The organism is Aquincola tertiaricarbonis (assembly GCF_023573145.1).
GTDB classification, from domain to species: Bacteria; Pseudomonadota; Gammaproteobacteria; order Burkholderiales; family Burkholderiaceae_C; genus Aquincola; species Aquincola tertiaricarbonis_B.
In genome coordinates, this window is sequence record NZ_CP097635.1 from 2,439,554 (window position 1) to 2,464,124 (window position 24,571).

Annotated in this window: 22 protein-coding genes; 10 read left to right on the top strand and 12 right to left on the bottom strand. The window is 69.4% G+C overall.

What is annotated here, in order from left to right:
* The first annotated feature begins 83 nt into the window (after positions 1 to 83).
* Positions 84 to 1,481 (top strand): hypothetical protein, encoded by a 1,398-nt coding sequence (locus MW290_RS11275; RefSeq protein ID WP_250194753.1) that lies wholly within the window; start codon positions 84 to 86, stop codon positions 1,479 to 1,481.
* An 82-nt stretch (positions 1,482 to 1,563) separates the two neighbouring features.
* Here the strand turns inward: MW290_RS11275 and MW290_RS11280 are convergent, their stop codons facing one another.
* Complete coding sequence (locus MW290_RS11280) at positions 1,564 to 2,865, bottom strand: DUF445 domain-containing protein (protein WP_250194754.1); 1,302 nt, start codon at positions 2,863 to 2,865, stop codon at positions 1,564 to 1,566.
* Positions 2,862 to 3,830 carry an AraC family transcriptional regulator gene (locus tag MW290_RS11285; RefSeq protein WP_250194755.1) on the bottom strand — a complete coding sequence of 323 codons (969 nt, stop codon included), beginning with the start codon at positions 3,828 to 3,830 and terminating at the stop codon, positions 2,862 to 2,864. The genes MW290_RS11280 and MW290_RS11285 overlap by 4 nt, the downstream gene beginning before the upstream one ends.
* Positions 3,831 to 3,988: 158 nt before the next feature.
* Between MW290_RS11285 and MW290_RS11290 the strand changes: the two genes are divergently transcribed.
* Both MW290_RS11290 and MW290_RS11295 read left to right on the top strand, forming a co-directional pair.
* The gene (locus MW290_RS11290; RefSeq protein WP_250194756.1) at positions 3,989 to 5,152 is read left to right on the top strand and encodes an FAD-dependent monooxygenase; all 1,164 of its coding nucleotides are present in this window, start codon (positions 3,989 to 3,991) and stop codon (positions 5,150 to 5,152) included.
* A gap of 69 nt (positions 5,153 to 5,221) precedes the next feature.
* Positions 5,222 to 6,217 (top strand): LLM class flavin-dependent oxidoreductase, encoded by a 996-nt coding sequence (locus tag MW290_RS11295; RefSeq protein WP_250194757.1) that lies wholly within the window; start codon positions 5,222 to 5,224, stop codon positions 6,215 to 6,217.
* Here MW290_RS11295 and MW290_RS11300 read toward each other — a convergent pair.
* A complete protein-coding gene (locus tag MW290_RS11300) occupies positions 6,207 to 6,977 on the bottom strand; it encodes an ABC transporter permease (RefSeq protein ID WP_250194758.1) in 771 nt (256 codons plus the stop codon). The genes MW290_RS11295 and MW290_RS11300 overlap by 11 nt on opposite strands.
* Positions 6,974 to 7,921, bottom strand: coding sequence for an ABC transporter ATP-binding protein (locus MW290_RS11305; RefSeq protein ID WP_250194759.1), 948 nt, complete (start codon positions 7,919 to 7,921; stop codon positions 6,974 to 6,976). The genes MW290_RS11300 and MW290_RS11305 overlap by 4 nt, the downstream gene beginning before the upstream one ends.
* A 40-nt stretch (positions 7,922 to 7,961) precedes the next feature.
* On the opposite strand from MW290_RS11305, the gene MW290_RS11310 reads away from it, so the two are divergent.
* On the top strand, positions 7,962 to 8,561 hold the full coding sequence (locus tag MW290_RS11310) for a DedA family protein (RefSeq protein ID WP_250194760.1): 600 nt from the start codon (positions 7,962 to 7,964) through the stop codon (positions 8,559 to 8,561).
* Here the strand turns inward: MW290_RS11310 and MW290_RS11315 are convergent.
* Positions 8,545 to 9,603 carry an endonuclease/exonuclease/phosphatase family protein gene (locus MW290_RS11315; RefSeq protein WP_250194761.1) on the bottom strand — a complete coding sequence of 353 codons (1,059 nt, stop codon included), beginning with the start codon at positions 9,601 to 9,603 and terminating at the stop codon, positions 8,545 to 8,547. The two genes, MW290_RS11310 and MW290_RS11315, sit on opposite strands and share 17 nt — an antisense overlap.
* A gap of 195 nt (positions 9,604 to 9,798) precedes the next feature.
* On the opposite strand from MW290_RS11315, the gene MW290_RS11320 reads away from it, so the two are divergent.
* Genes MW290_RS11320 through MW290_RS11330 form a run of 3 tightly spaced genes read left to right on the top strand, consistent with a single transcriptional unit; the run spans position 9,799 to position 11,069 of the window.
* Positions 9,799 to 10,143: a hypothetical protein gene (locus MW290_RS11320; protein ID WP_250194762.1), complete on the top strand. Its 345-nt coding sequence runs from the start codon at positions 9,799 to 9,801 to the stop codon at positions 10,141 to 10,143.
* Between the two features lie 46 nt (positions 10,144 to 10,189).
* On the top strand, positions 10,190 to 10,612 hold the full coding sequence (locus MW290_RS11325) for a MarR family winged helix-turn-helix transcriptional regulator (protein WP_250194763.1): 423 nt from the start codon (positions 10,190 to 10,192) through the stop codon (positions 10,610 to 10,612).
* A 46-nt stretch (positions 10,613 to 10,658) separates the two neighbouring features.
* Positions 10,659 to 11,069 carry a tautomerase family protein gene (locus MW290_RS11330; RefSeq protein WP_250194764.1) on the top strand — a complete coding sequence of 137 codons (411 nt, stop codon included), beginning with the start codon at positions 10,659 to 10,661 and terminating at the stop codon, positions 11,067 to 11,069.
* 61 nt (positions 11,070 to 11,130) lie between these two features.
* Here MW290_RS11330 and MW290_RS11335 read toward each other — a convergent pair whose 3' ends face one another.
* Positions 11,131 to 13,077, bottom strand: coding sequence for a PEP-CTERM sorting domain-containing protein (locus MW290_RS11335; protein ID WP_250194765.1), 1,947 nt, complete (start codon positions 13,075 to 13,077; stop codon positions 11,131 to 11,133).
* 102 nt (positions 13,078 to 13,179) lie between these two features.
* A complete protein-coding gene (locus MW290_RS11340; protein ID WP_250194766.1) occupies positions 13,180 to 14,211 on the bottom strand; it encodes a hypothetical protein in 1,032 nt (343 codons plus the stop codon).
* 213 nt (positions 14,212 to 14,424) lie between these two features.
* Between MW290_RS11340 and MW290_RS11345 the strand changes: the two genes are divergently transcribed.
* Positions 14,425 to 15,711, top strand: coding sequence for an MFS transporter (locus MW290_RS11345; RefSeq protein WP_250194767.1), 1,287 nt, complete (start codon positions 14,425 to 14,427; stop codon positions 15,709 to 15,711).
* A 14-nt stretch (positions 15,712 to 15,725) separates the two neighbouring features.
* On the opposite strand, the gene MW290_RS33140 is transcribed toward MW290_RS11345, so the two are convergent.
* Complete coding sequence (locus MW290_RS33140) at positions 15,726 to 17,672, bottom strand: methyl-accepting chemotaxis protein (RefSeq protein ID WP_310740076.1); 1,947 nt, start codon at positions 17,670 to 17,672, stop codon at positions 15,726 to 15,728.
* A 135-nt stretch (positions 17,673 to 17,807) separates the two neighbouring features.
* Between MW290_RS33140 and MW290_RS11360 the strand changes: the two genes are divergently transcribed.
* Positions 17,808 to 18,449, top strand: coding sequence for an FMN-binding negative transcriptional regulator (locus MW290_RS11360; RefSeq protein ID WP_250194768.1), 642 nt, complete (start codon positions 17,808 to 17,810; stop codon positions 18,447 to 18,449).
* Between the two features lie 15 nt (positions 18,450 to 18,464).
* Here MW290_RS11360 and MW290_RS11365 read toward each other — a convergent pair whose 3' ends face one another.
* From MW290_RS11365 to MW290_RS11375, 3 genes are read right to left on the bottom strand one after another with little or no spacing between them, the layout of a single operon-like run.
* Positions 18,465 to 19,460, bottom strand: coding sequence for a Bug family tripartite tricarboxylate transporter substrate binding protein (locus MW290_RS11365; protein ID WP_250194769.1), 996 nt, complete (start codon positions 19,458 to 19,460; stop codon positions 18,465 to 18,467).
* 42 nt (positions 19,461 to 19,502) lie between these two features.
* Positions 19,503 to 20,732: a CaiB/BaiF CoA transferase family protein gene (locus MW290_RS11370; RefSeq protein WP_375142748.1), complete on the bottom strand. Its 1,230-nt coding sequence runs from the start codon at positions 20,730 to 20,732 to the stop codon at positions 19,503 to 19,505.
* Positions 20,729 to 21,673, bottom strand: coding sequence for a hydroxymethylglutaryl-CoA lyase (locus tag MW290_RS11375; protein ID WP_250194770.1), 945 nt, complete (start codon positions 21,671 to 21,673; stop codon positions 20,729 to 20,731). Before MW290_RS11375 ends, MW290_RS11370 begins: the two co-directional genes overlap by 4 nt.
* Positions 21,674 to 21,758: 85 nt before the next feature.
* Between MW290_RS11375 and MW290_RS11380 the strand changes: the two genes are divergently transcribed.
* Positions 21,759 to 22,649 carry a LysR family transcriptional regulator gene (locus MW290_RS11380; RefSeq protein ID WP_250194771.1) on the top strand — a complete coding sequence of 297 codons (891 nt, stop codon included), beginning with the start codon at positions 21,759 to 21,761 and terminating at the stop codon, positions 22,647 to 22,649.
* Positions 22,650 to 22,676: 27 nt separating this feature from the next.
* Here the strand turns inward: MW290_RS11380 and MW290_RS11385 are convergent, their stop codons facing one another.
* The gene (locus tag MW290_RS11385) at positions 22,677 to 24,551 is read right to left on the bottom strand and encodes a hypothetical protein (protein WP_250194772.1); all 1,875 of its coding nucleotides are present in this window, start codon (positions 24,549 to 24,551) and stop codon (positions 22,677 to 22,679) included.
* Between the last annotated feature and the right edge of the window lie 20 nt (positions 24,552 to 24,571).

Genomic DNA, 24,571 nt, shown 5'->3' on the forward strand with positions numbered 1-24,571 from the left:
CCCAATCGTTGTCGTTGGTCGCAAACATGCGCGATGCGAGGCCAGACGATGCTGCTTGGCCACTGTCCTCAGCGCAAAAAAAGATGGTCTCCATCAATTTCTTGGAGAAACTGAGCGCTCCTTCGTTGAATTGCGTGTACGGCAAGCCTGGGGGCGGCGGCGGTTATCGGGTGTCGTTCTGGGCGGATTCCCGGCCTGATCTGAGTCGTTTCAGCGGCATCTTTCCCGTGAACGTCGACATGGCGATGTCTGCTTGTCCCGGAACTTGGGGTGAGGCCGTGACCGTCGGCTGGGGCGCAGGCGCGTGGGACGCTGCTGCTGGCCAAGCGGTTGCCGACGCCAAGGAGCGAAACGCCTACGGAGCCGAAGTTGAGCGGCGCATGAAGGAGACGCCGGAGTCGCGCCGCGCCGCGTTCATCGCCGCAGCGCAGTCGAAACCTCGCAGCAGCGATGACGAAGACTTTGCGCTGGCTCAGAGTATCGATAGGGAAATCGCGGCCATGGAGGCTGGCATCGATGGTCTTCATTCGCGTCCATTCAATGACAAGCTGGTCAACCCCGGTGGTCTGTTTGATCGCATCAACCGTCTTGCACAGAGCGCCTATACGAAGGCTCAATCGCTGAAGCCAGGCCCGGCTGGTCGGGCTGCCTTCGATGCTTGGGACGAGCGAATCGGTGGGCCGGTGATGAGTGGCGTGGCCAGGCTCGAGAAGATTGTCTACTACCGCCAAAATCGGCGTGTGCGCCTGAATGAAGTCACAGCGGACGCTGGTGCGCAGGAAATGGCCAGCTGGGGCAACGTTGACTTCAATCCTGTGTGGACAGGTCGTGCATTGCTGTTGGAGGTTTTCACGAGACACCTGGAAGGACAACCGCTGATAGACCCAACTTTCCAGCGGCGAATCGCCAAGGATCTGGAACGTCTTCGACCCAGTGGGGATCCGGGTCGAGCGTATTACTACCACGTGCCGGCGGAGCCCCGTCCCGCGTGGATGATGACGCCTGACGAAGAAGAGTCGCAGGGCGGCAAAATTGTCGCCAATCTGTTTGCGGCGGCCGTCGGTGTCGGCGATCTCATTCGCTTGATCGACAAGGTAGACGCCGATATACGCGAGTCGCGCTCGGCATTTTGGCAGTGCTATCGCGTCCGCTGCCAGCAGCCAGGTCAGGCGTTTTATGCGTATTCCTATGCAATGTGGGCGAAAGACAACTTCTACTTTGCCAAGCCTGCGGCCAGTGCGGCCATCGTCAATCGTGGGATGTCTTTTCTGGGTGAGGGTGCCATTGACGGTGGCCCAGTACCCATGTGCGCGCCGCAAGCGAACGCGTTGTCGGGCGCGCTCGCCAGCGCTGCTGCGCAGAACGCCAACGACCCGGTTGGTTCAGCCAGGCGCATCGTGGCTGTCATGAAAGGGCCGATATACGCGGGTTGGCAGGCTTGTCGCGACCGGATGGAGTACATCCATCGGCCACGCTTCTGACGAAACGCAGCGGGGCAAGGGCGCATCGTTCTACACACGTGGCGAGCGCCTTGAGCGCGTCTATCGGTAGCGCGCTGCGGCCTCACCCGCCCACCCACTCCAGCCCCCGCGCCAGCGCAAACAGCAACCCGCCGATCAGCCCGCCCACCAGGGTGCCACTGATGCGGATGGACTGCAGGTCGGGGCCGATGTGCAGTTCCACCTGGCGGGCCATGTCCTGCGGGTCCCAGGCGCGCACGGTGTTGCGGATGTGGCGCACCAGGTGGTCGGCCAGGCGCGGCGCCAGGTCGGCCGACAGCTGCACCACGTGCTCGGCCAGCGAGCGGCGCAGCGCCTCGTCCTCGCTGAGCTTGCCGCCCACCCACTGGCCCAGGCGCTGCACCTGCGCGGCCATCACCGATTCTTCGGCGGGGCGGCCGATGTCGTCGCTGATCCATTGCCGGATGTCGTGCCACACGCTGCGCGTGAAGTCCAGCAGGTGCGGGTCGCTGAGCAACTGGCGCTTGAGCGCGTCGGCACGCTGGCGCAGTTCATCGTCGTGCTGCAGCCGTTGCACCAGCCGCTCGGCCAGGCGGTCGAAGGCCTGGCGGTAGTCGTGGTCGGGCCGCTCCGACATCTCCTGCAGCAGCTCGGCCAGCACCTTGCGCAGCTTGTCGGCGCTCCAGCCGCTCAGTGCGTCCGACAGGCCCAGCTTGTCCAGCATCGGGTGCTCGGTCTTCATCCAGGTCAGCAGCCGGGCCACGATGGCCTCGCGCACGCTGTCCTGCTTCAGGTATTCCAGCGCGGCGCCCAGCACGTCGGTCAGCAGCTGCTGGTGGCGGCCATCGCGGGTCAGCATCTGCAGCACCTCGCCAAGGGCCTGCGACAGGTCGACCTTGGCGATGAAGGCCTGCACCGCGTCGGCCACGAAGGCCTGGATGCGCTTGTCGTCCACCAGCGCCAGCCCATGCCGCACCAGCGTCACCGCATGGCGGCCGATGCGCTGCGAATTGGCCGGCACGCTGAACCAGGCGGCCAGCTGCGTCACCGGGTCGGTGCGCTGCATCAGGCCGGCCAGGGCCTGCGCATCGAGAAACTTCTCGTGGATGAAGCGGCCCAGGTTGTCGGCGATGCGCGCCTGGTTGGAGGGGATCACCGCCGTGTGGCGGATGGGCAGGTTCAGCGGCCGGCGGAAGAGGGCCACCACCGCGAACCAGTCGGCCAGGCCACCCACCAGCGCGGCTTCGGCCATGGCGCGGCACAGGCCCGATGGCATCGGGTGCGCAGCCAGCGCCACCGAGGCCGCATACAGCCCACCGGGCACGCCCAGCAGCACGGCCAGCGCGCCGCGCTTGGCCTGGCGCAGCCTCAGGGCGGGGTCGGTCGGGTTGGGGTCAGGTGTCATGCGGTGAGGGCGCCGCTGCGGCGCTGTTGTTCGCGCTTGAGCCAGGCGGTGGGCGTCAGCCCCGCCCAGCGGCGGAAGGCACGGGCGAACACCTTGTCGGAGTCGTAGCCCGCCTGCTCGGCGATGCGGGCCAGCGGCTGGCCGCCGGCTTCCAACTGCTCGGCGGCCAGGGCCATGCGGTGGGCGGTGAGGTAGCCGATGGGCGTGGCGCCCACCTGCTGCCGGAAGCGTTCACTGAAACGGGAGCGCGACATGCCGGCCTCGGCGGCCAGGCTTTCCACGGTCCAGGGGGCGCCGGGGGCGCGGTGCAGCGCATTCAGGCTGCGGGCCAGGGCCGGGTCGGCCAGGCCGCGCAGCCAGCCGGGGGCGGCCGCCGCCGCATCGCCGCTGGCGGCCAGGTGTTCACGCACCAGGTGGATCAGCAGCAGCTCGCCCATGCGGGCGGCCGAGGCGCGCCAGCCGGGCCGGCGGTCCAGCGTTTCCAGCACCAGCGCCTGCATGGTGGCGGCCAGGTTGAGCGCCAGCGGCTGCTGCCCGGCCCGCACATGCAGCAGCGGCGGCAGCAACGAGAGCACGGCATGCCGGCCATAGGCCGAGAACCACACCTGGGCCGAGTACAGGTCGGTGCGCGGCCCGGCACCGCCATGGCTGAACACCAGCGGGTTTTCGTCCAGCGGTCCCACCGCATGCTGCTTGATCAGCCGGCTGAAGGGCACCGGCGCCACGGCCGGGTCGGAGGCGATGACGTGCGGCGCGCCCAGCGGCAGCATCAGCAGGTCGCCGGGCGCCACCTGCAGCGGCGGCCGGCCGGCCATCAGCAACCAGAAAGGCGCGCCGCGCGCCATGCGGATCATCGCGCCCGAGACGCCGGCCGAGCGCAGCGCCCATGGCGCACCCAGGTCGAAGCGGGCCGTGACCGCGCGCTGCGACCGGCAGATGGACAGCACCTCGCTCAGGCCATCCATGGGGCCAGGCTGCGGCGCGCGGGGCGGGGGTGATGCATGCGGCCCATGTTATCGGGACGAATGGTGTCTTCTTCGGGCGCCCTGGTGGTTGAGGCGCGGCGCGCCGCTGCGAAGAATGCGGCTGCATCTCTTGATCACCGGCACAGGACACAAGGCACATGCACAGCTTGAACATCGGCATCGTGGGCGGCGGCATCGGCGGCCTGGCGGCGGCCAACGCCTTGCAGCAGGCGGGGCATGTGGTCACCGTGTACGAGCAAAGCCGCCAGTACCTGCGCGTGGGCGCCGACATCAACCTCACGCCCAATGCGGTGCGGGCGCTGGACGGCCTCGGCGCCAGCATCGCGCAGGCGGTACGCGCCTCGGCCGCGCGGCCCACGCACCGCATCAGCCGCACCTGGGACACCGGCGAAGAAACTTCGCGCCTGCCCATGGGTGACGAGGCCGAGCGCCGGTACGGCGCGCCGCAGCTCACCATCCACCGTGCCGACCTGCTGGCTGCGCTTGCCGAAGGCTTCTCGGCCGGGCGGGTGCTGTTCGGCAAGCGGCTGGCCGCCATCGAGCCGGGGCCGGGCGCAGCCCTGCAGCTGCGCTTTGCCGACGACAGCCGCAGCGCGCCGCTGGACGTGCTGGTGGGCGCCGACGGCATCCACTCTGCGGTGCGGGCGGCCTTGTTCGGCGAGCATGGTGGCGCCGCCGCGCCGCGCTTCACTGGCCTGGTGGCCTTCCGGGCGGTGGTGCCCACCGAGCGGCTGCGCCAGCTGCCGGACATCGGCGCCTTCACCAAGTGGTGGGGCCCTTCGTCGCACAGCCAGATCGTCACCTTTCCGCTGAACCAGGGCCGCGACACCTTCGTGTTTGCCACCACCGCGCAGGACAGCTGGCACGAAGAATCGTGGACCACCGAGGGCGACGTGCAGGAGCTGCGCCGGTGTTATGCCGACTTCTACCCCGATGCGCAGGCGCTGCTGGCCGCCTGCGACAGCGTGCTCAAGACCGCGCTGTACGAGCGCGACCCCTTGCCCGACTGGTCGGTGGGCGCGGCCACGCTGCTGGGCGATGCCTGCCACCCGATGATGCCCTTCATGGCCCAGGGCGCCGGCTCGGCCATCGAAGACGCGGTGGTGCTCAGCCGCCACCTGCAGGGCGTGGCGCCGGCCGAAGTGGCGCAGGCCCTGCAGGCCTATCAGCAAGACCGGCAGGAGCGGGCCAGCCGCATCCAGCTGGGCTCGCGCGGCAATGAGTGGCTCAAGGCCGGTGGCAATGCCGACTGGGTGTACGGCTACGACGCGTGGGCGGTGCCGCTGGCGGCCCATGGCTGAAGGCTGAACGACCCCGCGTGCGCCAGGGTCGGCCCTTGCAGGGCGGCCATTCGCCCCCAGGTGCCAGCCATGTCCACCGCATTCTCCGTCCTCGACCTGGCGCCGATCACCGAAGGCAGCGATGCCGCGCAGTCGTTCCGCAACTCCCTCTCACTGGCCCGCCATGCCGAGCAACTGGGCTACCAGCGCTTCTGGCTGGCCGAGCACCACGGCATGCCCGGCATCGCCAGCGCGGCCACCGCGGTGCTCATCGGTCATATCGCCGGCGGCACCCAGCGCATCCGCGTGGGGGCGGGCGGCATCATGCTGCCCAACCATTCGCCGATGGTGATCGCCGAGCAGTTCGGCACGTTGCAGGCGCTGTACCCGGGCCGCATCGACCTGGGGCTGGGCCGTGCGCCCGGCTCCGACCAGGCCACCTCGCGCGCGCTGCGCCGCGACCTGGCCAGCGACCCCGACGCCTTTCCGCAGGACGTGCTGGAGCTGATCGACCTGATGTCGGACGAGCCGCAGCAGGCGGTGCGTGCGGTGCCGGGGCAGGGCGCCAAGGTGCCGGTGTGGATCCTCGGCTCAAGCCTCTTCGGCGCGCAGCTGGCGGCCATGCTGGGCCTGCCGTATGCGTTTGCTTCGCACTTTGCGCCGGCGCAGATGATGCGGGCCATCGCGCTGTACCGCGAGCACTTCCGCCCCTCGGCGCACCTGGCCCGGCCGCATGTGATGCTGGGCTTCAACGTGTTCGCGGCCGATACCGACGAAGAAGCCGCCCTGCTGGCCACCAGCATGCAGCAGGCCTTCGTCAACCTGCGCACCGGCCGCCCGGGCCGGCTGCAGCCGCCGCAGCCCGGCTACCTGGAGAGCCTGCCGCCCCAAGCCCGCGGCATGCTGGACGACGTGCTCAGCTGCAGCGCCATCGGCGGGCCCGAGAAGGTGCGCCAGCAGCTGCAGGCCTTCATCGAGCGCACCCAGGCCGACGAGCTGATGATCACCAGCCAGATCTACGACCACGACGCCCGCCTGCATGCCTACACGCTGGCGGCGCAGGCGATGGCGCAGATCAGTTCTTGAGTCGGTAGCCGGTGCGGAACATCCAGGCCACCACCGCCACGCACACCGCCAGGAAGCCGCAGGTGGCCGCCAGGCTCCAGAACACGCCCACGTCGGCGGTGCCGAAGAAGGCCCAGCGGAAACCGTCGATCAGGTAGACCACCGGGTTGAACAGCGTGACCTGCCGCCACAGCGGCGGCAGCATCTCGATGGAGTAGAACGCCCCACCCAGAAAGGTGAGCGGCGTGATCACCAGCATCGGGATCAGCTGCAACTGCTCGAAGCCCTTGGCCCACAGCCCGATGATGAAGCCGAACAGGCTGAAGGTGATGGACGTCAGCAGCAGGAACGCCAGCATCCACACCGGATGCTCAATGCGCAGCGGCACGAAGAACGAGGCTGTGGCCAGGATCACCAGCCCCAGGATCACCGACTTGGTAGCCGCCGCCCCCACGTAGGCGATCAGCAGCTCCAGGTACGAGATGGGCGCCGACAGCAGCTCGTAGATGGTGCCGGTGAAGCGCGGGAAGTAGATGCCGAAGGACGCGTTGGACAGGCTTTGCGTCAGCAGCGAAAGCATGATGAGCCCGGGCACGATGAAGGCGCCGTAGGGCACGCCGTTGACTTCCTGCATGCGCGAGCCGATGGCCGCACCAAACACGATGAAGTACAGCGAGGTGGTGATCACCGGCGTGACCAGGCTCTGGCCCACGGTGCGCTTGAAGCGCGCCATCTCGAAGCGGTAGATGGCCCAGACGCCACGGCTGTTGAAACCGCTCATGCGCGGGCTCCTTCTTCATGCACCAGGCTCACGAAGATGTCTTCGAGCGAGCTCTGGCGGGTGTTGACGTCGGTGTAACCAATGCCCAGCTCGCCCAGGCGGCGCAGCAGCGGCGCCACGCCCGAGCCTTCGCCGGCCAGGAACTCGCGCTGCAGCGTGTGGCCGCCGGGCTTGAGCACCAGGTTCCATTCGGCCAGCTCGGCCGGCAGCGCTTCCAGCGGATGCTCCAGCTCCACCGTCAGCTGCTTTTTGCCCAGCTGCTTCATCAGCGCCTTTTTCTCCTGCACCACGATCAGCTGGCCCTGGCGGATGACGCCGATGCGGTCGGCCATCTCCTCGGCTTCTTCGATGTAGTGCGTGGTCAGGATGATGGTGACGCCGCGCTCGCGCAGCTTGCGCACCATCTCCCACATGTCGCGGCGCAGCTCCACGTCCACGCCGGCGGTGGGCTCGTCCAGAAACAGGATCTCGGGCTCGTGCGACAGCGCCTTGGCGATCATCACCCGGCGCTTCATGCCGCCCGACAGCGCCATCATCTTTTCGTGGCGCTTGTCCCAGAGCGTGAGGTCGCGCAGCACCTGCTCCACCAGCGCGGCATCGGGCGGCTTGCCGAAGAGGCCGCGGCTGAAGTTGACCGTGGCCCACACCGTCTCGAAGGCATCGGTGGTGAGCTCCTGCGGCACCAGCCCGATCAGCGAGCGCGTGGCCCGGTAGTCGCGCGCGGTGTCGAAGCCGCCCACCGTCACACGGCCGCCGCTGGGGGTGACGAGACCGCAGACGATGGAGATCATCGTCGTCTTGCCGGCGCCGTTGGGCCCCAGCAGCGCGAAGATCTCGCCGCGCTGGATGTCCAGATCGACGCCCTTGAGCGCCTGGAAGCCGTTGGCGTAGTGCTTGGTGAGTCCCTGGATGGAGACCGCGGGTGGACGCTGGGATGGCTGCATCGCCCCATGGTACGGGCACGCCGTTGGCTATGCAGCCGCCATGGCGCAATGGATCATCCAGCTCATCGAAGAGCACGGCTACTGGGCGGTGGCAGCCTTGATGCTGCTGGAAAACGTGTTTCCACCGATACCCTCAGAACTCATCATGCCCTTCGCGGGCTATGCGGCGGCGAAGGGCGAACTGAGCGTGGTGGGCGTGGTGATTGCGGGCAGCCTGGGCTCGCTGGCGGGCACGCTGCCCTGGTACTTCGCGGGCCGCTGGGTGGGCGACGAACGGCTCAAGCAATGGGCCGGGCGCCACGGCCGCTGGCTCACCCTGTCGCCCGACGACGTGGAACGGGCCGACCGCTGGTTCGACCGCCGCGGGCACGTGGCCGTGTTCCTGGGGCGGCTGGTGCCCGGGCTGCGCAGCGTGATCTCGGCACCTGCCGGCGTGACCGGCATGCCCTTCGGCCGCTTCATGCTGTGGTCGGCCGCCGGCACGCTGCTGTGGACCGGCGCGCTGGCCGCGGTGGGGCTGCTGCTGCGCGACAACTACGAGGCCGTCGCCCATTGGATGGACCCGGTGGCCAAGGTGGTGCTGGGCCTGGCGCTGGTCACCTACGTGTGGCGGGTGTTGAGGTTCAAGCCGACGCGTTGATCTTCTCGGCCGCCTCCTGGCGGTCGGCCTGGTTGGCCTTGGCTTCGGGCTGCACCGCCTGCGCTTCGGGCTCGCAGCTCAGGTGGATGTACACCGGAAAGTGATCAGACCCGAAGCGCGGCAGCCGTTTGAATTCCACCAGCTTGAAGTGGTTGGAATGGAAGAAGTGGTCCAGCGGGTATCGAATCAGCCAGTGGGCTGCGTGGAAGGTGTTGTAGAAGCCCCGGCCGCAGCGCGGATCCAGCAGGCCGCTGATGCGGCGGAACAGGCTGCTGGTGTGCGACCAGGCCACGTCGTTCAAGTCGCCCATCACCACCGTGGGCGTCGGGTCGGCCTGGATGGCCTTGCCCACCACCAGCAGTTCGGCATCGCGCGGCACTGAATCGGGATGCTCCGCCGGTGCCGGCGGGCGCGGGTGCAGGCAGTGCAGCCGCACCGGCTGGCCGCCCGCCAGCCGCACCGTGGCATGGATGGAGGGCACGTCGTCCTCCACCAGGTAGGACACCTCCACATCGTGCAGCGGCAAGCGCGAGTACAGCAGCATGCCGTAGGTGTTGTCCTGGGGCAGCAGCACCGTGTGCGGGTGGCTGCGCTGCAGCGGCGACAGCGCCTGCTGCCACCAGTCGTCGGTTTCCAGCGCCAGCACCACGTCGGGGTCGGCATCGGCAATGACCTGCAACAGCCCCTCATGGTGGTGCTGCGGCTGCAGCACATTGGCGAACAGCAGCCGCAGCGGCTGGTCAGGCTGCGCCGCCGTGGTGGCCAGCACCTGCTGCCGGGCCAGCCGCGTGTAGGGCAGGATGCGCCACACCTGCAGGCCCAGGGCCAGCAGCATCAAGCCGCGCAGCACCCAGGCCGCTGCCGAGTGCGGCACCAGCAGGCCGTGCAGTAGCAGGCACAGCACAAGCAGCCCGGCCATCTGCAGCCGCGGGAAGTCGAAGATGCGCACCCACCAGCTCTGGCGGCGCCACAGGGGAAGGGCGGTGGCCACCACGAGAGCGACGCCCGCGGTCGTGATGCTTGCCGTCAGTGCGCTGCTCAAGTAACTGCTCCCCTTGCCGCCGGCGGTGCGCAGCGGCCCGTCGAATCTTGCAGCGGCGGCGCCGGTTTGGCTGTCAGCAAATGCTGATTCGAGAACCGCCGGCTTCACCCCGCTGTTCCACCCCATGCCCGCAGGGCGGCTGAACAGAATGCAGGCGGGGCATGTGCCCCGTGCCCCGCCAGTCCGGAGAAAGCCTTGTCACCCTCCCGCCCCGTTCCCATCCCTTTCACCGACGTGCGCATCGTCGATGGCCGGCTGCAGATCCATGAGGGCGTGCGTTGCCTGCTCAAGGGGCTGCTGGTACCCACCGACTGCCCGCGTGCGCAGTTGCGCCACCTGCAATGGACCGTGGCGCTGCTGAGCGAAGCGGGCACCCTGGTGGCGCCGCCCGACCGCCTGATGCTGATGACGGCACGCCAGCTGGCCGCCGCCATCGAAGTGGCGCTGTCGTACGAAGACTTCCTGGCCGCCTCGGGCGGGGCCATGCCCCAAGCGGCCGGCCTCGAGCGCGCACGTCCGGTGCCCCGGCACGCAGTCTGATACCGAGTTAGTTGCATTGCTAACCAGTTGCCGCTAGCATGCGGCCATGTTCGATCACTGCCTCTACTTCAACACCGCCTCGCTCGCCCGGGTGGTGGAGCGCTTGTGGTCGGCGGCTTTCAAGCCCTTTGGCCTGACGCCGCCGCAGGCCTTCATGCTGCGGCTGGTGCTGGCCCAGCCCGGCCTGTCGCAGCACGAGATCGCAGATCAGTTGACGATCACCCGCCCCACCGCCACCCGGCTGCTGGACGGCCTGCAGGCGCTGGGCCTGGTGCAGCGCACGCTGCTGCCCACCGACGGCCGCCACTGGTCGATCCAGCCGACCGATGCCGCGCGCGATTTGCAGCAAGGGCTGAACCAGGCCAGCGCGGCCGTCACCCAGCGCATCCAGCGGTTGATCGGCAAGCAGACGTTCACCGAGACCGTCGGCAAGGTAAAGGAGGTGTGCGACGCCCTCAAAAACGCCTGACGCTCCACCCCCCCTTTTTTGACCTAATAGTTGCGGAGCTAACCAAATGCCCATCATCAACGTCAAGGTCAGCCGGCCGGCCGACCCTCAGCTGACCCGCCAGATCGCCGAAACACTGCTGGCCCTGACCACCCGCATCCTGCGCAAACGGCGCGATCTGACCGCCATCACCGTCGACTACGTGCCGCCCGAGCACTGGGTGGTGGGTGGCCGCACGCTGGCCGAGCTGGGGCTGAACAGCTTCTACTTCGACATCAAGGTGGTGGACGGCACCAACACCAAGGACGAAAAGGCCGCGTACATCGCGGCCTGCTTTGCGGCTTTCCAGGAGCTGCTGGGCCCGCTGCACGAAGAAAGCTACATCCACGTGCACGACGTGCGTGAGCAGGCCTACGGCTACGGCGGGCTGACGCAGGAGCACCGGTACGTCAGCCAGCGTCTGCGGGCCGCCGCATGATGCCATCGCGGTGGGGGGGCTATCCCGGGTTGCGTCAGGCCCGCAGCCGGCGGGCAGCGTGTCAGCGCCGGCGTCGAACCACGGGTACTGCCACCCCCAGGCCCAGCAGAAGCATCATCGCGATCGAAGGCTCCGGCACGGCCGCGGTCACGCGCAGCGTGAGCGCGTGATCCCCGTACTCCACGCTGAAGGGGTTGCCGCCCTGGCCCAGCCACAGCACCTGGTCGAACGTCGAACCATCCAGGCGCTGCCCGTAAGTGGCCACCACGAAGCTGTCTCCGGTGTGCAGCTCCAGCGTCGGCGAGGCCCAGATCTGCAGCGTGCCGCCCAGGCGCATGTCGCTGGTGATGTTCACCAGGTCATGCGCATTGGCGGCCAGGTCGATGCGCAACGCGCCTGCACCCAGCAGCGTGAGATCGCCGTCCACCTGCAGCTGGCCTGCTGAGCCGAGGCTGCCTGGCGTCAAGGTGCCGGCGTTGACCAGCGCATGCCGCAGATCGACGGTGCGTACCGTGCCGTCACCCTGCAGCAGGCCATCATTGCGGATCGACCCGCTCAGCCCCTGAAGCATGGTTCCGGTGCGGATGTTCAAGGTGCCAGTGTTGACGAGTGTGCTGTCGACAGCCAGGGCGCCTTCCGTCAGGTCGAGCAGTCCTGCGTTGCTCAAGCCATAGGCCTCAGTGGTACCCAGTCCGCTGCGGATGTAGGTACCGTTGTTCACCACGGTCGCGGTGCCGCCGCCCAGCACCTTGTAGCCGTTGCTGCTGGCGGCGCCTTCGTCGGTGAAGGTGGTGCCAGTGCCGATGCGCAGCAGGGCGCTGGGGTAGCTGGTGTTGCCCGCGCTGTAAGCGCCGTCCACCGCCAGCCTGCCATTGCCGGCGGTCCAGGTGCTGTTGCCGTTCAACTGCAGTTGCGCACTGCTTTCGATGCGAAGCAGGTTGCTGCCATCGAAACGCGCAGTGCCTTGCACGTCCAGGCGCAGGCCCGTCAGGAAGCTGGGGTTGGTCACCTTGCCGGCGTTGAACTCCAGGCTGTCGACAGTGAGGGTGCCCTGCCCGGTGAGGTCACCCCCGTTGAGTGTGAACGCACCGATGCGCTGCTGACCTTGCACGAACAGTCGGCCTCTGTCAATTTGCCATTGACCGGAGATGCTGGCCGCTGCCTGCACGTGACTGTCGTTGCCGATGACCATCACCTTGCCGGCATTGTTGATCGACCCGCCGGTGAAGGTGGTGTTGGCCAGCCATAGCTCTGCGCCCTGCGCCACATTGACCTGGCCGCTCGAAGTGCTGAGCCAGTTGCCGGACTCGACAGCGAAGATGCCCGACTGGACGTTGAGCACCCCGCGGTTGTCCAGGCCGCGCGCCCAGGTCGTACCCAACCCGTTGCGCTGGTAGGTGCCTTCGTTGATCACGGTGTAGTCGCCGCCGCCCAGCACCTTGTAGCCGTTGCTGCTGGCGGCGCCTTCGTCGGTGAAGGTGGTGCCAGTGCCGATGCGCAGCAGGGCGCCGGGGTAGCTGGTGTTGCCCGCGCTGTAAGCGCCGTCCACCGCCAGCCTGCCATTGCCGGCGGTCCAGGTGCTGTTGCCGTTCAGGTTCAGGCGCTGGCTGAGCGCAACGTCCTGCGCGCCGTTGCCGTTGAAGGTGGTGGCGTCGCTGACGTTGATCGTGCCACCTGATCCGAACGAAGTGGCGCCCAGCGCCCCACCATTGAAAACCAGGCTGCCCAGGTTGAGCGTGCCGTTGCCGCCCAACCTGCCGCCGTTCATCGTCAACCGGTCCAGGCTCCGTGTGTCGTGGAGGTCGACACTGCCGGTGCTCGTGAAGTTGATGGTGGCCGTGTCGCCCGCACCGGGGACGCCGAGCAAGGTCCACTTGCTGGCGTCAAGCCATTGCCCGTCGCCGCCTTGCCAGATGTAGTCGGCCGCGGCAGCTGGCTGGCAGAGCGCTGCCACCGTCAAGGCGATGAGGCTCAGGGACGGTACGGGCTGTTTGGCTTGTCTCTTCATGATGGGCAGGGGTGGTTAAGCGACTGCGCTTCAGTGTCAATCGCCCTGCGCCAGCCGTCGCTACCCGTTTGGGTAACGCATCAGCTGGTACAAACCCTGGCCTCACGAGCGGCCCGTCGAAAAGCTGAACTGCCGGCTGAACGGCACGCCGTTGCTCGTGTACTGCACCTGCACGCTGTAGCGGCTGCCTTCGGCCAGAGGGGTGCGCGGCACGACGAAGGCTTGCGATGCGGTGAGCTTTTGCTGCGGGTCTTGCTCGGCGTGGTAAAGCGCCACCGGCCAGCTGGCGCCGTTGACGTCGATCACGGTCGCGGCGGTCAGGCGAAGGGTCTGGCCGGCGGGAGCGCTCACGTAGATGGGGTGGCCCAGCACCGGCTCCAGGCCCAGGCCGTTGAACGGGTCCGGGTTTTCGCCCGGCTTGACGGGCTGCACGCCGGTCGTGCCTTCGCAGGGGTAGGTGATGACCTCGCTGTTGTCCTGCAGCGGCACGCCGGGCGCGGTGCCCGTCATCCAGGTCAGGATGTCCAGCGGCACCGCCATCGGCACCCGCGCCACCGAGGCACCGGCGTCGCGGTTGCCGTCGAGCATGCACATCTGGTGGTACACGGAGGCCAGCATGGTGCGCACCACTGCATTGCCGGTGTCCTGCGACGGCGCGAGGAAGTGGAAGGCCAGGCACTTATCCACCGCGCCGGTGTACCCGGCGCGACTGGCGCGCTCTTCATGAGTGGCGGCGGTAAAGTTGCCGCGTCCCGATTCCTGCAGGTGGCCGCTGGCCGGAACGCCGGCCAGCCACTGCGTTTGCAAGTAGGCGCTGTGCCAGCCGGCCGCCGTGTCCAGCTGCGGGTTCTGCGCCACCTCGCCGAAGCCGCAGCGGCTGCGCTCGTCATTCAGCACGCGGAACACGCCGGCCTCCACCGAGGCGCTGGCATAGGTCGGTGCCGGCACGTCCGTCACCGGCGTGGCCGCCACGGCGGGGGCGGGCGCATTCGGCGTGCTGCTGCCGTCCGCCGGCACGGTCGCCGAGCCGCCGGTCGGCACCGCGCTTGAGCTGCCACCCCCGCCGCCCCCGCCGCCGCAAGCCGTCAATGCTGCTGCCATGCCCAGCAGCCAGGCCGAGGTCGTTGCCTTCATGGTGTCCCTTCCCTTTCACGGTGTGTTGGTGTGCGGACCCCGGGGCAATCGGGGCGACTCGCGCCGCAGACACCCCCTGAAACGAAGGTTTACGTCCAGGAGCCTGTAACCAGGCGGCCTGCCGGCCAACCCCCGGCACCCCACCAGGGAGTGCGAGACTCGCCCCGACCCCTTCGCTGCCCCGCGGCGTCGGGCCGATGGACGCCAACCCGCATGACCTTGCCCGACGCCGCTGCCGCCAACACCCCTGATTCCGCCCCCGCCCCCTGGAAGCTGCGCTACTGGGCCGTGTTCATCGGGCAGTCGCTGTCGCTGCTGGGTTCGCAGCTCACGCAGTTCGTGCTGCTCTGGTGGATCACCGACACCACCGGCAGCGTGGGCGCGGTGGCCACGGCCGGCATTGCGGCCTTGCTGCCTCAGGCGCTGCTGAGCCCGCTGGGCGGTGCGCTGGCCGACCGCTACAGCCGCCGGGGGTTGATGATGCTGGCCGATGCGGTGAGCGCGGCCTGCATCGTGGCGCTGATTGCGCTCTTTGCCTCGGGCGGCATCAGCCTGTGGCAGGTCTATGCCGCCATGGCCGTGCGCAGTGCGATGCAGGCTTTCCAATCGCCGGCGGCGGCGGCCAGCGTGCCGATGCTGGTGCCGCGCAGCTTTCTGCCGCGGGCGGCCGGCCTGAACCAGACCTTGCAGGGCATCACCGCCATCGTGGCTGCGCCGCTGGGGGCGCTGGCGCTGGGCTGGATGCCGCTGGGCTGGGCCTTGTCCATCGACGTGTTCACGGCCGCGGTGGCCATCGGTTCGCTGCTGGTGTTTCGCATCCCCCAGCCGGTGCGGGCTGCAGGCGGGCCGGGCAGGACCGTGCTGCACGACCTGGCAGAAGGCCTGCGCTACATCTGGCGGCACCGCGGGCTGCGCCAGCTGTATGGCCTGCTGGCCGGGGTGATGCTGCTGGTGATGCCCGCCTTCACGCTGGTGCCGCTGCTGGTCAAGCAGCACTTCGGCCAGGGGCCGGCGCAGGTGGCGGCGGTGCAGGGCCTTCTGGGCGCGGGCATGGTGGCCGGTGGCCTGTTGATGACGGCGCTGGCGCCGCGGCGTCAGATGCCGTGGATCCTGGGCGGGTTTGCGCTGTGCAGCCTGGCGCTGGCCGGCATCGCCTTCACGCCCGCTGCGCTGGCCGCGGCCGCGCCGCTGTGGTGGGGCCTGGCCGGGCTGGCTTTCGTGGCCGGCAACACGCCGCTGGTCGCCTTGATCCAGCTCAGTGTGCCCAACGAACTGCAAGGCCGGGCGTTTTCGCTGCTCAGCGCGCTGGTCGGCCTGGCCGCCCCGGTGGGCCTGGCGCTGGCTTCGCCGGTGGGCGAGTGGGTCGGCATCCGGGGCCTGTTCATCGGCATGGGTCTGCTGGGCGCGGCCGGCTGCGTGGCCGGCTTCGGCTCGCGCGCGCTGCGGTCATTGCAGGCGGTGACCGAATCGCCCGCCACCGGCCGCGCCGCCCAGGGTTGAACACAGAGCCCGCTTCAGGCTGCTTCCGCCAGCCTGAAGACGGACACCGCCGCCACCAGCTGCCCGGCCTGCTGCTGCAGGCTGTCGGCCGCGGCGGCCGACTCTTCCACCAGCGCGGCGTTCTGCTGCGTGGTGCGGTCCAGCTGCGAGACCGCCTCGCCCACCTGCTGCACACCGCTGCTTTGTTCCTGCGTGGCGGTGCTGATGCCGGCCACCAGCGAAGTGACCTCACCGATGGCGCTGACGATGCCCTGGATGGAGGTGCCCGCCCGGCCCACCAGCGCCGCGCCCTGATCCACCGTGCCGCGGCTTTCGCCGATCAGGGCCTTGATCTGCCGCGCTGCCTCGGCGCTGCGGCTGGCGAGCGTGCGCACCTCACCGGCCACCACCGCAAAGCCGCGGCCCTGCTCACCGGCCCGGGCCGCTTCCACCGCCGCATTGAGCGCGAGGATGTTGGTCTGGAAGGCGATGCCGTCGATCACGTCCAGGATGTCGGCAATGCGGCGGCTGCTGGCGTCGATACCGTGCATGGTCGCCACCACGTCGTCGAACAAGCGGCCGCCCTCCACGGCCAGGCTGGAGGCGCGTCGCGCCAGCTCGTCGGCATGCCGGGCATGCTCGGCGTTCAGGCGCACGGTCGAGCCCAGTTCTTCCATCGAGGCCGCCGTCTGCTGCAGCGCGCTGGCCTGCTGCTCGGTGCGGCTGCTCAGATCGAGGTTGCCGGTGGCGATCTGCGTGCTGGCGGTGGACACGCTCTCGGCATTGCCGCGCACCGCCTGCACCACCTGACTGAGCTGGCGACGCATGCGGTCCAGCGCCTGCAGCAACTGGCCCACTTCGTCGCGGCTGGCGGGGGGCAGCGGTGTGGTCAGGTCGCCTTCGGCCACCGACTGTGCCAGTTGCAGCGCAGCCCCCACCGAGCGGGTGGTCGTGCGGGTGATCACCACCATCAGCCAGCCACCCAGGCCGGCCAGCAGCCCGATGCCGGCGGCCAGCAGCCCCAGCTGGCGTTGGGCGTCGTCATGCTGGCGTTCCATCGCCTGCTGCAGCTGGTCGAAGCTGCGGTTGACCAGCGTGAACTGCGCATCGATGGTGCGGGTGAGGGCGGCGAAGTAGTCGGCGGAGGACAGATCGGGCGTCGCTGCCTGCACCAGTCGCTGCTCCACCAGCTGCATCGCCTCGGCGCTGGAGGCGCTGGCCGTGCGGATGGCCTCTTCCATCGCACGTGAGAGCGCGGCGTCCCTGGCCACTGCCAGGTCCAGGGACTTGCGGGCCTGGGCGAACTGGTCGCGCGCCCGTTCGGCCAGCATGGTCAGGCGGGCCTTGTCACCGGCACCCGGTGCCTGGCCGGCGGCAGCCTGGCTCAGCATCAGTGCGCCGCGGGCGCGCATCTGGCCCAGCAGCTCGGTGTACTTGGGCAGGTGCAGCAGCACGCCGTTCTGCAGGAAGTACAGGCTGGCCTGGGGCGTGAGCACCATGCCCGAGGCCACGGTGATGTCCTCCAGCAGCGCCAGCTGCGCGCTGATCAGGGCCGTGTGCCGGGCCGAGCTGTCGGCGCCTTTGACCTGCCGTCCAGCCACGTCGGCGGCAAGCTGCTTCCAGTCGGCAGCCAGCTGCTCGGCCTGGCGCTGCAGCGTGGGCTGCGCCATCCCGGGCAGCGCCGCCACCAGGGCCGCGAAGGCCTGGTCGAGTTCGGCCTGCTTCCGGGCGCGCGGCTCTTCCATCGACGGCTGGCCGCCCAGCATCACCACCGACATGCCGCGGTGCTGTTGGGTCAGGCGCACCACGTCCAGCAGTTCGCGGGCAGACGGCAGGGCCGACATCAGGTTGCTGGCATCGTCCAGCTGGTTCAGCTGACGTTCCAGCACCAGCGAGGCAGGCAACAAGGTCATGACGCAGGCCAGCGCGCCGATCAGGGTGAACTTGCGGGCCAGTGACAGGTGGGCGATGAACTGCTTCATGAAAACGACTCGGACAATGTGAATTTGTCGGCCTTTGCCAGCTGCTGCTTGAGCGGCTTGGAGTTGATCTGGGTCAAGCCGAAGCCAGGCAGCCCGCCATGCGACAGTGCGGGCTGCACCAACGCCCGCCCCGCCATGTACAACCCCGCCCACTTCGCCGAACAAGACCCCCAGGCCCTGCAGCGCCTGCTGACAGCGCACCCGCTGGGGCTGCTCATCACCCATGGCCCCGATGGGCTGGATGCCGACCATCTGCCGTTCGCGTTCGATCCCGCGGCCGAAGGCGGGCAGGGCCTGCTCAGCGCCCATGTGGCGCGCGCCAACCCGGTGTGGCAGCGCTGCGCCAGCGGCAGCCCGGTGCTGGTGGTGTTCCGCGGCGAGCAGGGCTACATCTCGCCCAACTGGTACCCTAGCAAACAGGAGACGCACCGCCAGGTGCCCACCTGGAACTACGAATCGGTGCATGTGCACGGCATGCTGCGCGTGCGTGACGACGAGCGCTTCGTGCGCGGCCTGGTGGCCCGGCTGACGCGCCAGCACGAAGCCGGCGAGCCCCGGCCCTGGAAGATGGGCGACGCCCCGGCCGACTACATCGACACCATGCTGAAGGCCATCGTCGGCATCGAGGTGGTGGTCACCCGCATGGAAGGCAAGCGCAAGCTCAGCCAGAACAAGGAAGCCCGCGACCGCGACGGTGCGGCCCAGGGCGCCGCGCGGGTCGGCAACACCGGCCTGGCGCAGGTGATGCGCGAGGCCGGATCGGCGCCAGGCCGCTGAGCGCGTGGCCGCGGCTCAGTCCAGCCGCACGTTGGCCTTGCGCACGATGGCGGCGTACCTGTCCACCTCGCTGCGGAAGTAGCCGGCCGCCTGCTCCGGCGTGCCCAGGCGGATGACGTTGCCCTGGCGGTCCATCATCTCCTTGACCTCGGGGCTGGCGAAGGTGGTGGCCAGCGCGGCATGCAGCCGCTGCACCACCGGAGCCGGCAAGCCCTTGGGCCCCAGCAGCGCGAACCAGGCGTCCACCACGTAGCCGGGCAGGCCCTGCTCCACGAAGGTGGGAATGTCCTTGGCCGCCGGCACGCGCTCGGGCGTGGTGGTGCCGATGGCGCGCAGCGCGCCGCTGCGGATGTGCGGTTGCGCGCTGGGCAGAGCGATCACCGCGAAGTCGATCTGGCCGCCCACCAGATCGGTGACCATCGGTCCCACGCCCTTGTATGGGATGTGCCGCGCGCGGGTGCCGGTCTCGTCCAGCAGCAGCTCGGCCGCCAGGTGCAGGATGGTGCCGTTGCCGCCCGAGCCGTAGGTCAGCTCACCGGGCTTGGACTTCAGCAGCGCCAGCAGGCCCTGCGCATCGCTCACCTGCCAGCGCGGATGCATCACCAGCACCATCGGCGTGGTGCCGCAGACCGCCACGGGCGTGAAGTCGCCGGGCATCTGGAAGGGCAGCGACTTGTAGACGCTGGGAATGATGACGACGTTGTTGCTCACCAGGCTCAAGGTGTGGCCATCGGGCGTGGCGCGGGCCAGCTGCTGCAGGCCCACGATGCCGCCGGCGCCGGGCTGGTTGTCCACCACGATGGAGGTGCCCAGGGCCTTGGCCAGCCCGCCCTGCATCGCGCGGGCGATCGCGTCCACGCCCGAGCCCACCGCATGCGGCAGCACCAGCCGTGTCACCGCGGCATCGGCCGCGCGCACGCCGGTGGGCAGCGCCAGGCTGCCGGAGGCGGCCAGGGCCAGCAGCGATTGAAGGCATTGGCGCCGCGTGGGACGCTGGTGGGGCAGGGTCATGGTGTGTCTCCGGTGTCGTTGTCAGGGTCAGGCGCGTTGGCGTCAGCGTGCGGCGCCACTGCCTCGCAGGGCATCGATCTGCGGGCCGCTGTAGCCCACGCTGGCCAGCAGGTCGGTGGTGTGTTCGCCCAGCCGCGGCGGTTGCAGGCGAACGCCCGCCCGCCGGCCGGCCAGCGTGAAGGGCAGCAGCGTGGTCTTGACCGTCTGGCCGGCGCGCTCGCCATCGGTCAGCACCACGTCGGCCAAGCCGCCGCTGGCCAGCAGGTGGGGGTCGTCCAGCAGTTCCTCCGGCCGGCGGATCGGCGCGAACGGCAGGCCGGCGCCTTCCATCAGGGCCGCCAACTCGGCCGCCGTGCGGTGGGCCAGCCGCTCGCCCAGCGTGCGCAGCAGCTGCGGCCGCACGTCCACCCGCTGGCGGTTGGTGGCCAGTGCCGGGTCCTGCAACAGGTCTTCCAGGCCCAGCGCGCGGCAGAACTGGCGCCATTGCGCGTCGCTCACCGCGGCCAGGAAGATCTGCTCGCCACCGGCCACGGTGAACACGTCGTACACCGCCCAGGGGTTGTCGCGCGCCGGCATGGGCTGCGGCGGGCGGCCGGTGATGGCGTACTGCAGCATGTGCTGGCCCATCAGGAACACGTTGTTTTCGTACAGCGCGCTCTGCACCTCCATGCCGCGGCCGGTGATGCCGCGCTGGATCAGCGCCCCCATCACCGCGATGGCCCCGAACAGGCCGCCCATGATGTCGTTGACGCTGGTGCCGGCCCGCACGGGGTCGCCGGGGCGGCCGGTCATGTAGGCCAGGCCGCCCATCATCTGCACCACCTCGTCCAGCGCCGTGCGGTGCTCGTAGGGCCCGGGCAGAAAGCCTTTGTGGCTGGCGTGGATCAGCCGCGGATTGGCGGCCGAGAGGCTGGCGTAGTCCAGCCCGTACTTGGCCATGGTGCCGGGCTTGAAGTTCTCGATCACCACATCCGCGCTGGCGGCCAGCCGGCGCGCGGCTTCGGCGCCCTCGGGCGTGTGCAGGTCGAGCGCGATGCTCTTCTTGTTGCGGTTGAACATCGGGAAGAAGCCGATGCCGGCGCCCTGCAGCGTGCGCGTGCCTTCACCGGCCACCGGTTCCACCTTGATGACCTCGGCCCCCAGGTCAGCCAGCACCATGCCGCAGGTGGGGCCCATCACCATGTGGGTGAACTCCACCACGCGCAGGCCATGCAGCGGCAACGTGGGATCGGGTGGTGCGGGCTTGGTGTTCACGGTGTTGGTCATGGTCATGCGGCCAGGCCGGCCGTGGGAAAGGTCTTGGGCAGGCCAGCGCGCCAAATGGCGCCGTGCAGCGGTTCGTCTTGCAGCCAGCCGGCGATGCGGTCGCGCAGCGCCATCAGCGCCGCAAAGTGCAGGCCGGTGGGCACGCCCATGCTGCCGAACAGGTAGGCCAGGTCTTCGGTGGCCACGTTGCCGCTGGCGCCGGGGGCATGCGGGCAGCCGCCGATGCCGCCCACGCAGGCGTCGAAGCCGCGGATGCCGGCCTGCCAGGCCGCCATCACGTTGGCCGCACCCAGGCCGCGGGTGTCGTGGAAATGCGCCGCGGTCAGCCGCTCGCCGGCCACGCGCAGCGCTGCCTCGAACAGCCGGCCCACCTGCAGCGGGTCGGCATAGCCCACGGTGTCGGCCAGGCTCACGCGGTCGGCCCCGGCCTCCAGCCCCTGGCGGAGCAGCCGCAGCACCTCGGCCGGTGCCACCGCGCCCTGCAGCGTGCAGCCGAAGGCGGTGCTGATGCCCAGCTCGATGCGGCAGCTGCCGCCCGCCGCATCGCGCGCGGCGCGGATGCGGCCCAGCTCGGCCACCACGTCGTCAGGCGTCTTGCGCAGGTTGGCCAGGCTGTGGGCATGGCTGGCCGACAGGGGCAGCAGCATCACATGGGCACCGGCGGCCATGGCCGCCTCGGCGCCGCGCAGGTTGGGCACCAGGGCCGTGACCTCCAGCCCGGGCAGGCGGCAGGCGGCCTGCACCAGCTCGGCGGTGTCGGCCAGCTGGGGCAGCAGCCGCGGCGGCACGAAGGAGCCGACCTCGATCTGGCGCAGCCCGGCCGCATGCAGCGCCTGCAGCCACTGCAGCTTGATGGCGGTGGGCACGGTGCGGGCGATGGACTGCAGGCCGTCGCGCAGGCTGGTGTCGCGCACGGCGACGGGTGAGTGGGCTTGGATGTCGGGCATGGCGTCACTCTAGGCATCGCGGCTGGAGAATCCAGCGATATTTGGGAATGCCCATCGTTCCCATCCGCGATGCCAGAATACAGACGTGAACCGCACCTTCGACCCGGTCTCGCTGCGCCTTTTCATCGCCGTGTGCGAAGAGGGCAACATCGCCCGCGCCGCCACGCGGGAGGCGCTGGTGGCCTCGGCCGTCAGCAAGCGCATGGCGCTGCTGGAGGCCGAGCTGGGCATGCCGCTGCTGCTGCGCGGCCGCCGCGGCATCGAGCCCACGCCCGCCGGCCAGACGCTGCTGCGCCAGGCGCGCGAGATCCTCAACCTGATGGCCCGCGTGCATGCGGAGCTGAGCGCCTTCACCCAGGGCGTGGTGGGCAATGTGCGCATCGTGGCCAGCGTGTCGGCGCTGGCGCTGGGGGTGCCGCGCGACGTGGCGGCCTTCCTCGAGTCGCATGCGCGGCTGCATGTCTCCTTGACCGAACGGGTGGGCAAGGAGGTGGTGCGCGAAGTGCGTGAAGGCACGGCCGACCTGGGCGTGGTGTGGGACGCGGTGGGCACCGGCGACCTGGCCACGCTGCCTTACCGCGGCGACCGGCTGGGCGTGCTGATGCCGCTGAGCCATCCGCTGGCCGCACGGCGCAGCGTCTCGTTCGCGCAGGCGCTGCCGCATCCGGCGGTCAGCGTGGCGCCGGGCGGGCTGCTGGATGAACTGGTGCGCCGCCAGGCCGGGCTGCTGGGCGCCAGCTGGGCACCGCGCATGGAGGTGGCCAGCTTCGAGGCGGCCGAGCACATCGTGGCCGCCGGCCTGGGCGTGGCCATCGTGCCCATCGGCGCCACCGGCAACGGCGGCGGCACCCTCGTGTGCAAGCCGCTGAAGGACGCCTGGGCCCGCCGCCAGCTGGTTATCGTCAGCCGCAGCGAGCCCTGGCTGTCGGCGCCGGCCAGGGCGGTGCGCCAGCACCTGGCCGACGTGGCGCGGTGAGGCGGGCGCAAGCGCCCTGGCCGTTCATCAGGCGCGCGGTGCCGTGGCCTTGGCCACCCGGGCCTTGAGGTCGGTGATCAGGTCCAGCAGCGTCTGCTGCCGGGCATTGGCCACGGTGCTGCCGGTGATGCTGCTGCGCAGCGCGTCCAACTCCGCCTGCGTCTTGCTGTAGTCGCTCTTGCGCACGGAAGAGAACATCGCCTTGCTGGCGGCCAGCAGCGCGCTGCGCTGGGCTGCGGCCGTGGCCGGCGTGTTGAAGTCGGCGTCCAGCAGCGCACGGATGCCCTGGTCCACCTTCGACCACGAAGACGACATCGGCACCAGATCCTGGGTGGTCATCAGCGTGCCCACCAACGCGGCAGCGGTGGTCACCTGGGCGGTGAACACTTCGGGCTTGAAGCGGTCCATGCCCGGGTAGAAGGCCTGGTAGCCGGAGCTGGGCCAGTCGCCGGTGACGTGCCACACCGGGTGGTTGCCCAGCGTTTCCAGGTGCGCCGCGAAGTTGCGGCCGAACCAGTTGTTCTGGGCCTGGCCGTTCACGCCCGGCCGCTCCTCGGCATTGACCTGCGCCCGTGGCAGGCCGGCGTACTTCACCGCCTCGATCGCCTTCTCGACGTTGACGTCGTTGCCGTGGGTGTTGATGTAGGTGGTCATCGCGCGGCCGGTGGCGCGGAACTCGTTGCCCGCGTCGGCCATCTGCGCACCGCCGACATGCTCCACCGCCACGCCGCCGATCACCCACTTGGCCAGCTGGTCGTGGTTGTCCTCGACGAAGTCGTACGGGTAGCTGCGCTCGGCGCCCGGCACGAAGTGGCGGGTGTCGAACACCATGAAGATGCTGCGGGGCCGCTTGGCCTGCGGAATCTGGGCGTAGTACTTGATGACGCCCAGGATGCCCAGCGCACCGGCGTCCTGGATCAGCGCCGGTCCGTCCACGTGGGTGGCCATCATCACCGCGGTGTCCTTGTCGGTGCCGAAGTCCTTGCCGGGCAGCGTGGCCACCAGGGTGTAGGCCAGCGCATCGGTCTCCACCTGGGCATTGAGCTTCAGCGTGGCGGTCTTGCCCGCGCGGGCGTCTTCCACCACCTTCGCGCCGTTGACCTTGTCCAGCAGCAGGCCGGGCACTTCATAGCGGTTGGGCGTGCCGTGCTGGCGGCCGCCCTGTGCGGCGCCGGGCGGCATGTCCATCACCACCACATGGCCCAGCGGCTTGTTGGTGGTGCCGCGGAAGAAGCTGTTGATGGTGCTGCCCATCTGCCCGTACTGGTGACGGTTGCGGTAGCTGGCCTCATAGGTAGGGTCCACCGCGGTGAAGGGCGCCAGGAACTGGTCTTCGTTGGTGCGGAACTCGTAGTCGGTGTAGCCGGCGCTGCCGCCGGTGTAGGTGTAGGGCGCCTGCTTGACCACCACGATCTTGCCCGCCATCTGCGCGGCGGTGGGGCGGCTGGCGGCCGGCGCGCCCAGGTCCAGCAGCACCATCGGCGCGGTGACGCCGTTGGGTCCGGTGGAGCCCGACTGCGTGGCATAGGAGGCCACGTCCACCGCCGTGCCGTCGGAGGTGAGCGACCAGCCGCTCTTGTCGGGGTACTCGGTGGTGTACCAGCGCTCATACGGGAAGCGGGCGCGGGTGATGTTGGTGGCGCCGTACTCCTCCAGCCGAGCCTCGATGAAGGCCATGTACGACTTCCAGGCAGCCGAGCCGGTGTAGGTGGCGCCCCAGGAAGCCTTGGTCTGGAACCAGGTGGTGGATTCGGTGGGCGAGATCACCAGCGACTTGTCGATGGTGGCGATGCGGGCATCGATGTCGTTGGCGGCGTTGTCGTTCGAGCTGCCGTTGCAGGCAGCCAGCAGCGAAGCCAGGGCCAGGGCGCCGAAGCGCCAGGCAGCAGGGCGGATGGTCATCGGGAAGTCTCCGTTCAAGG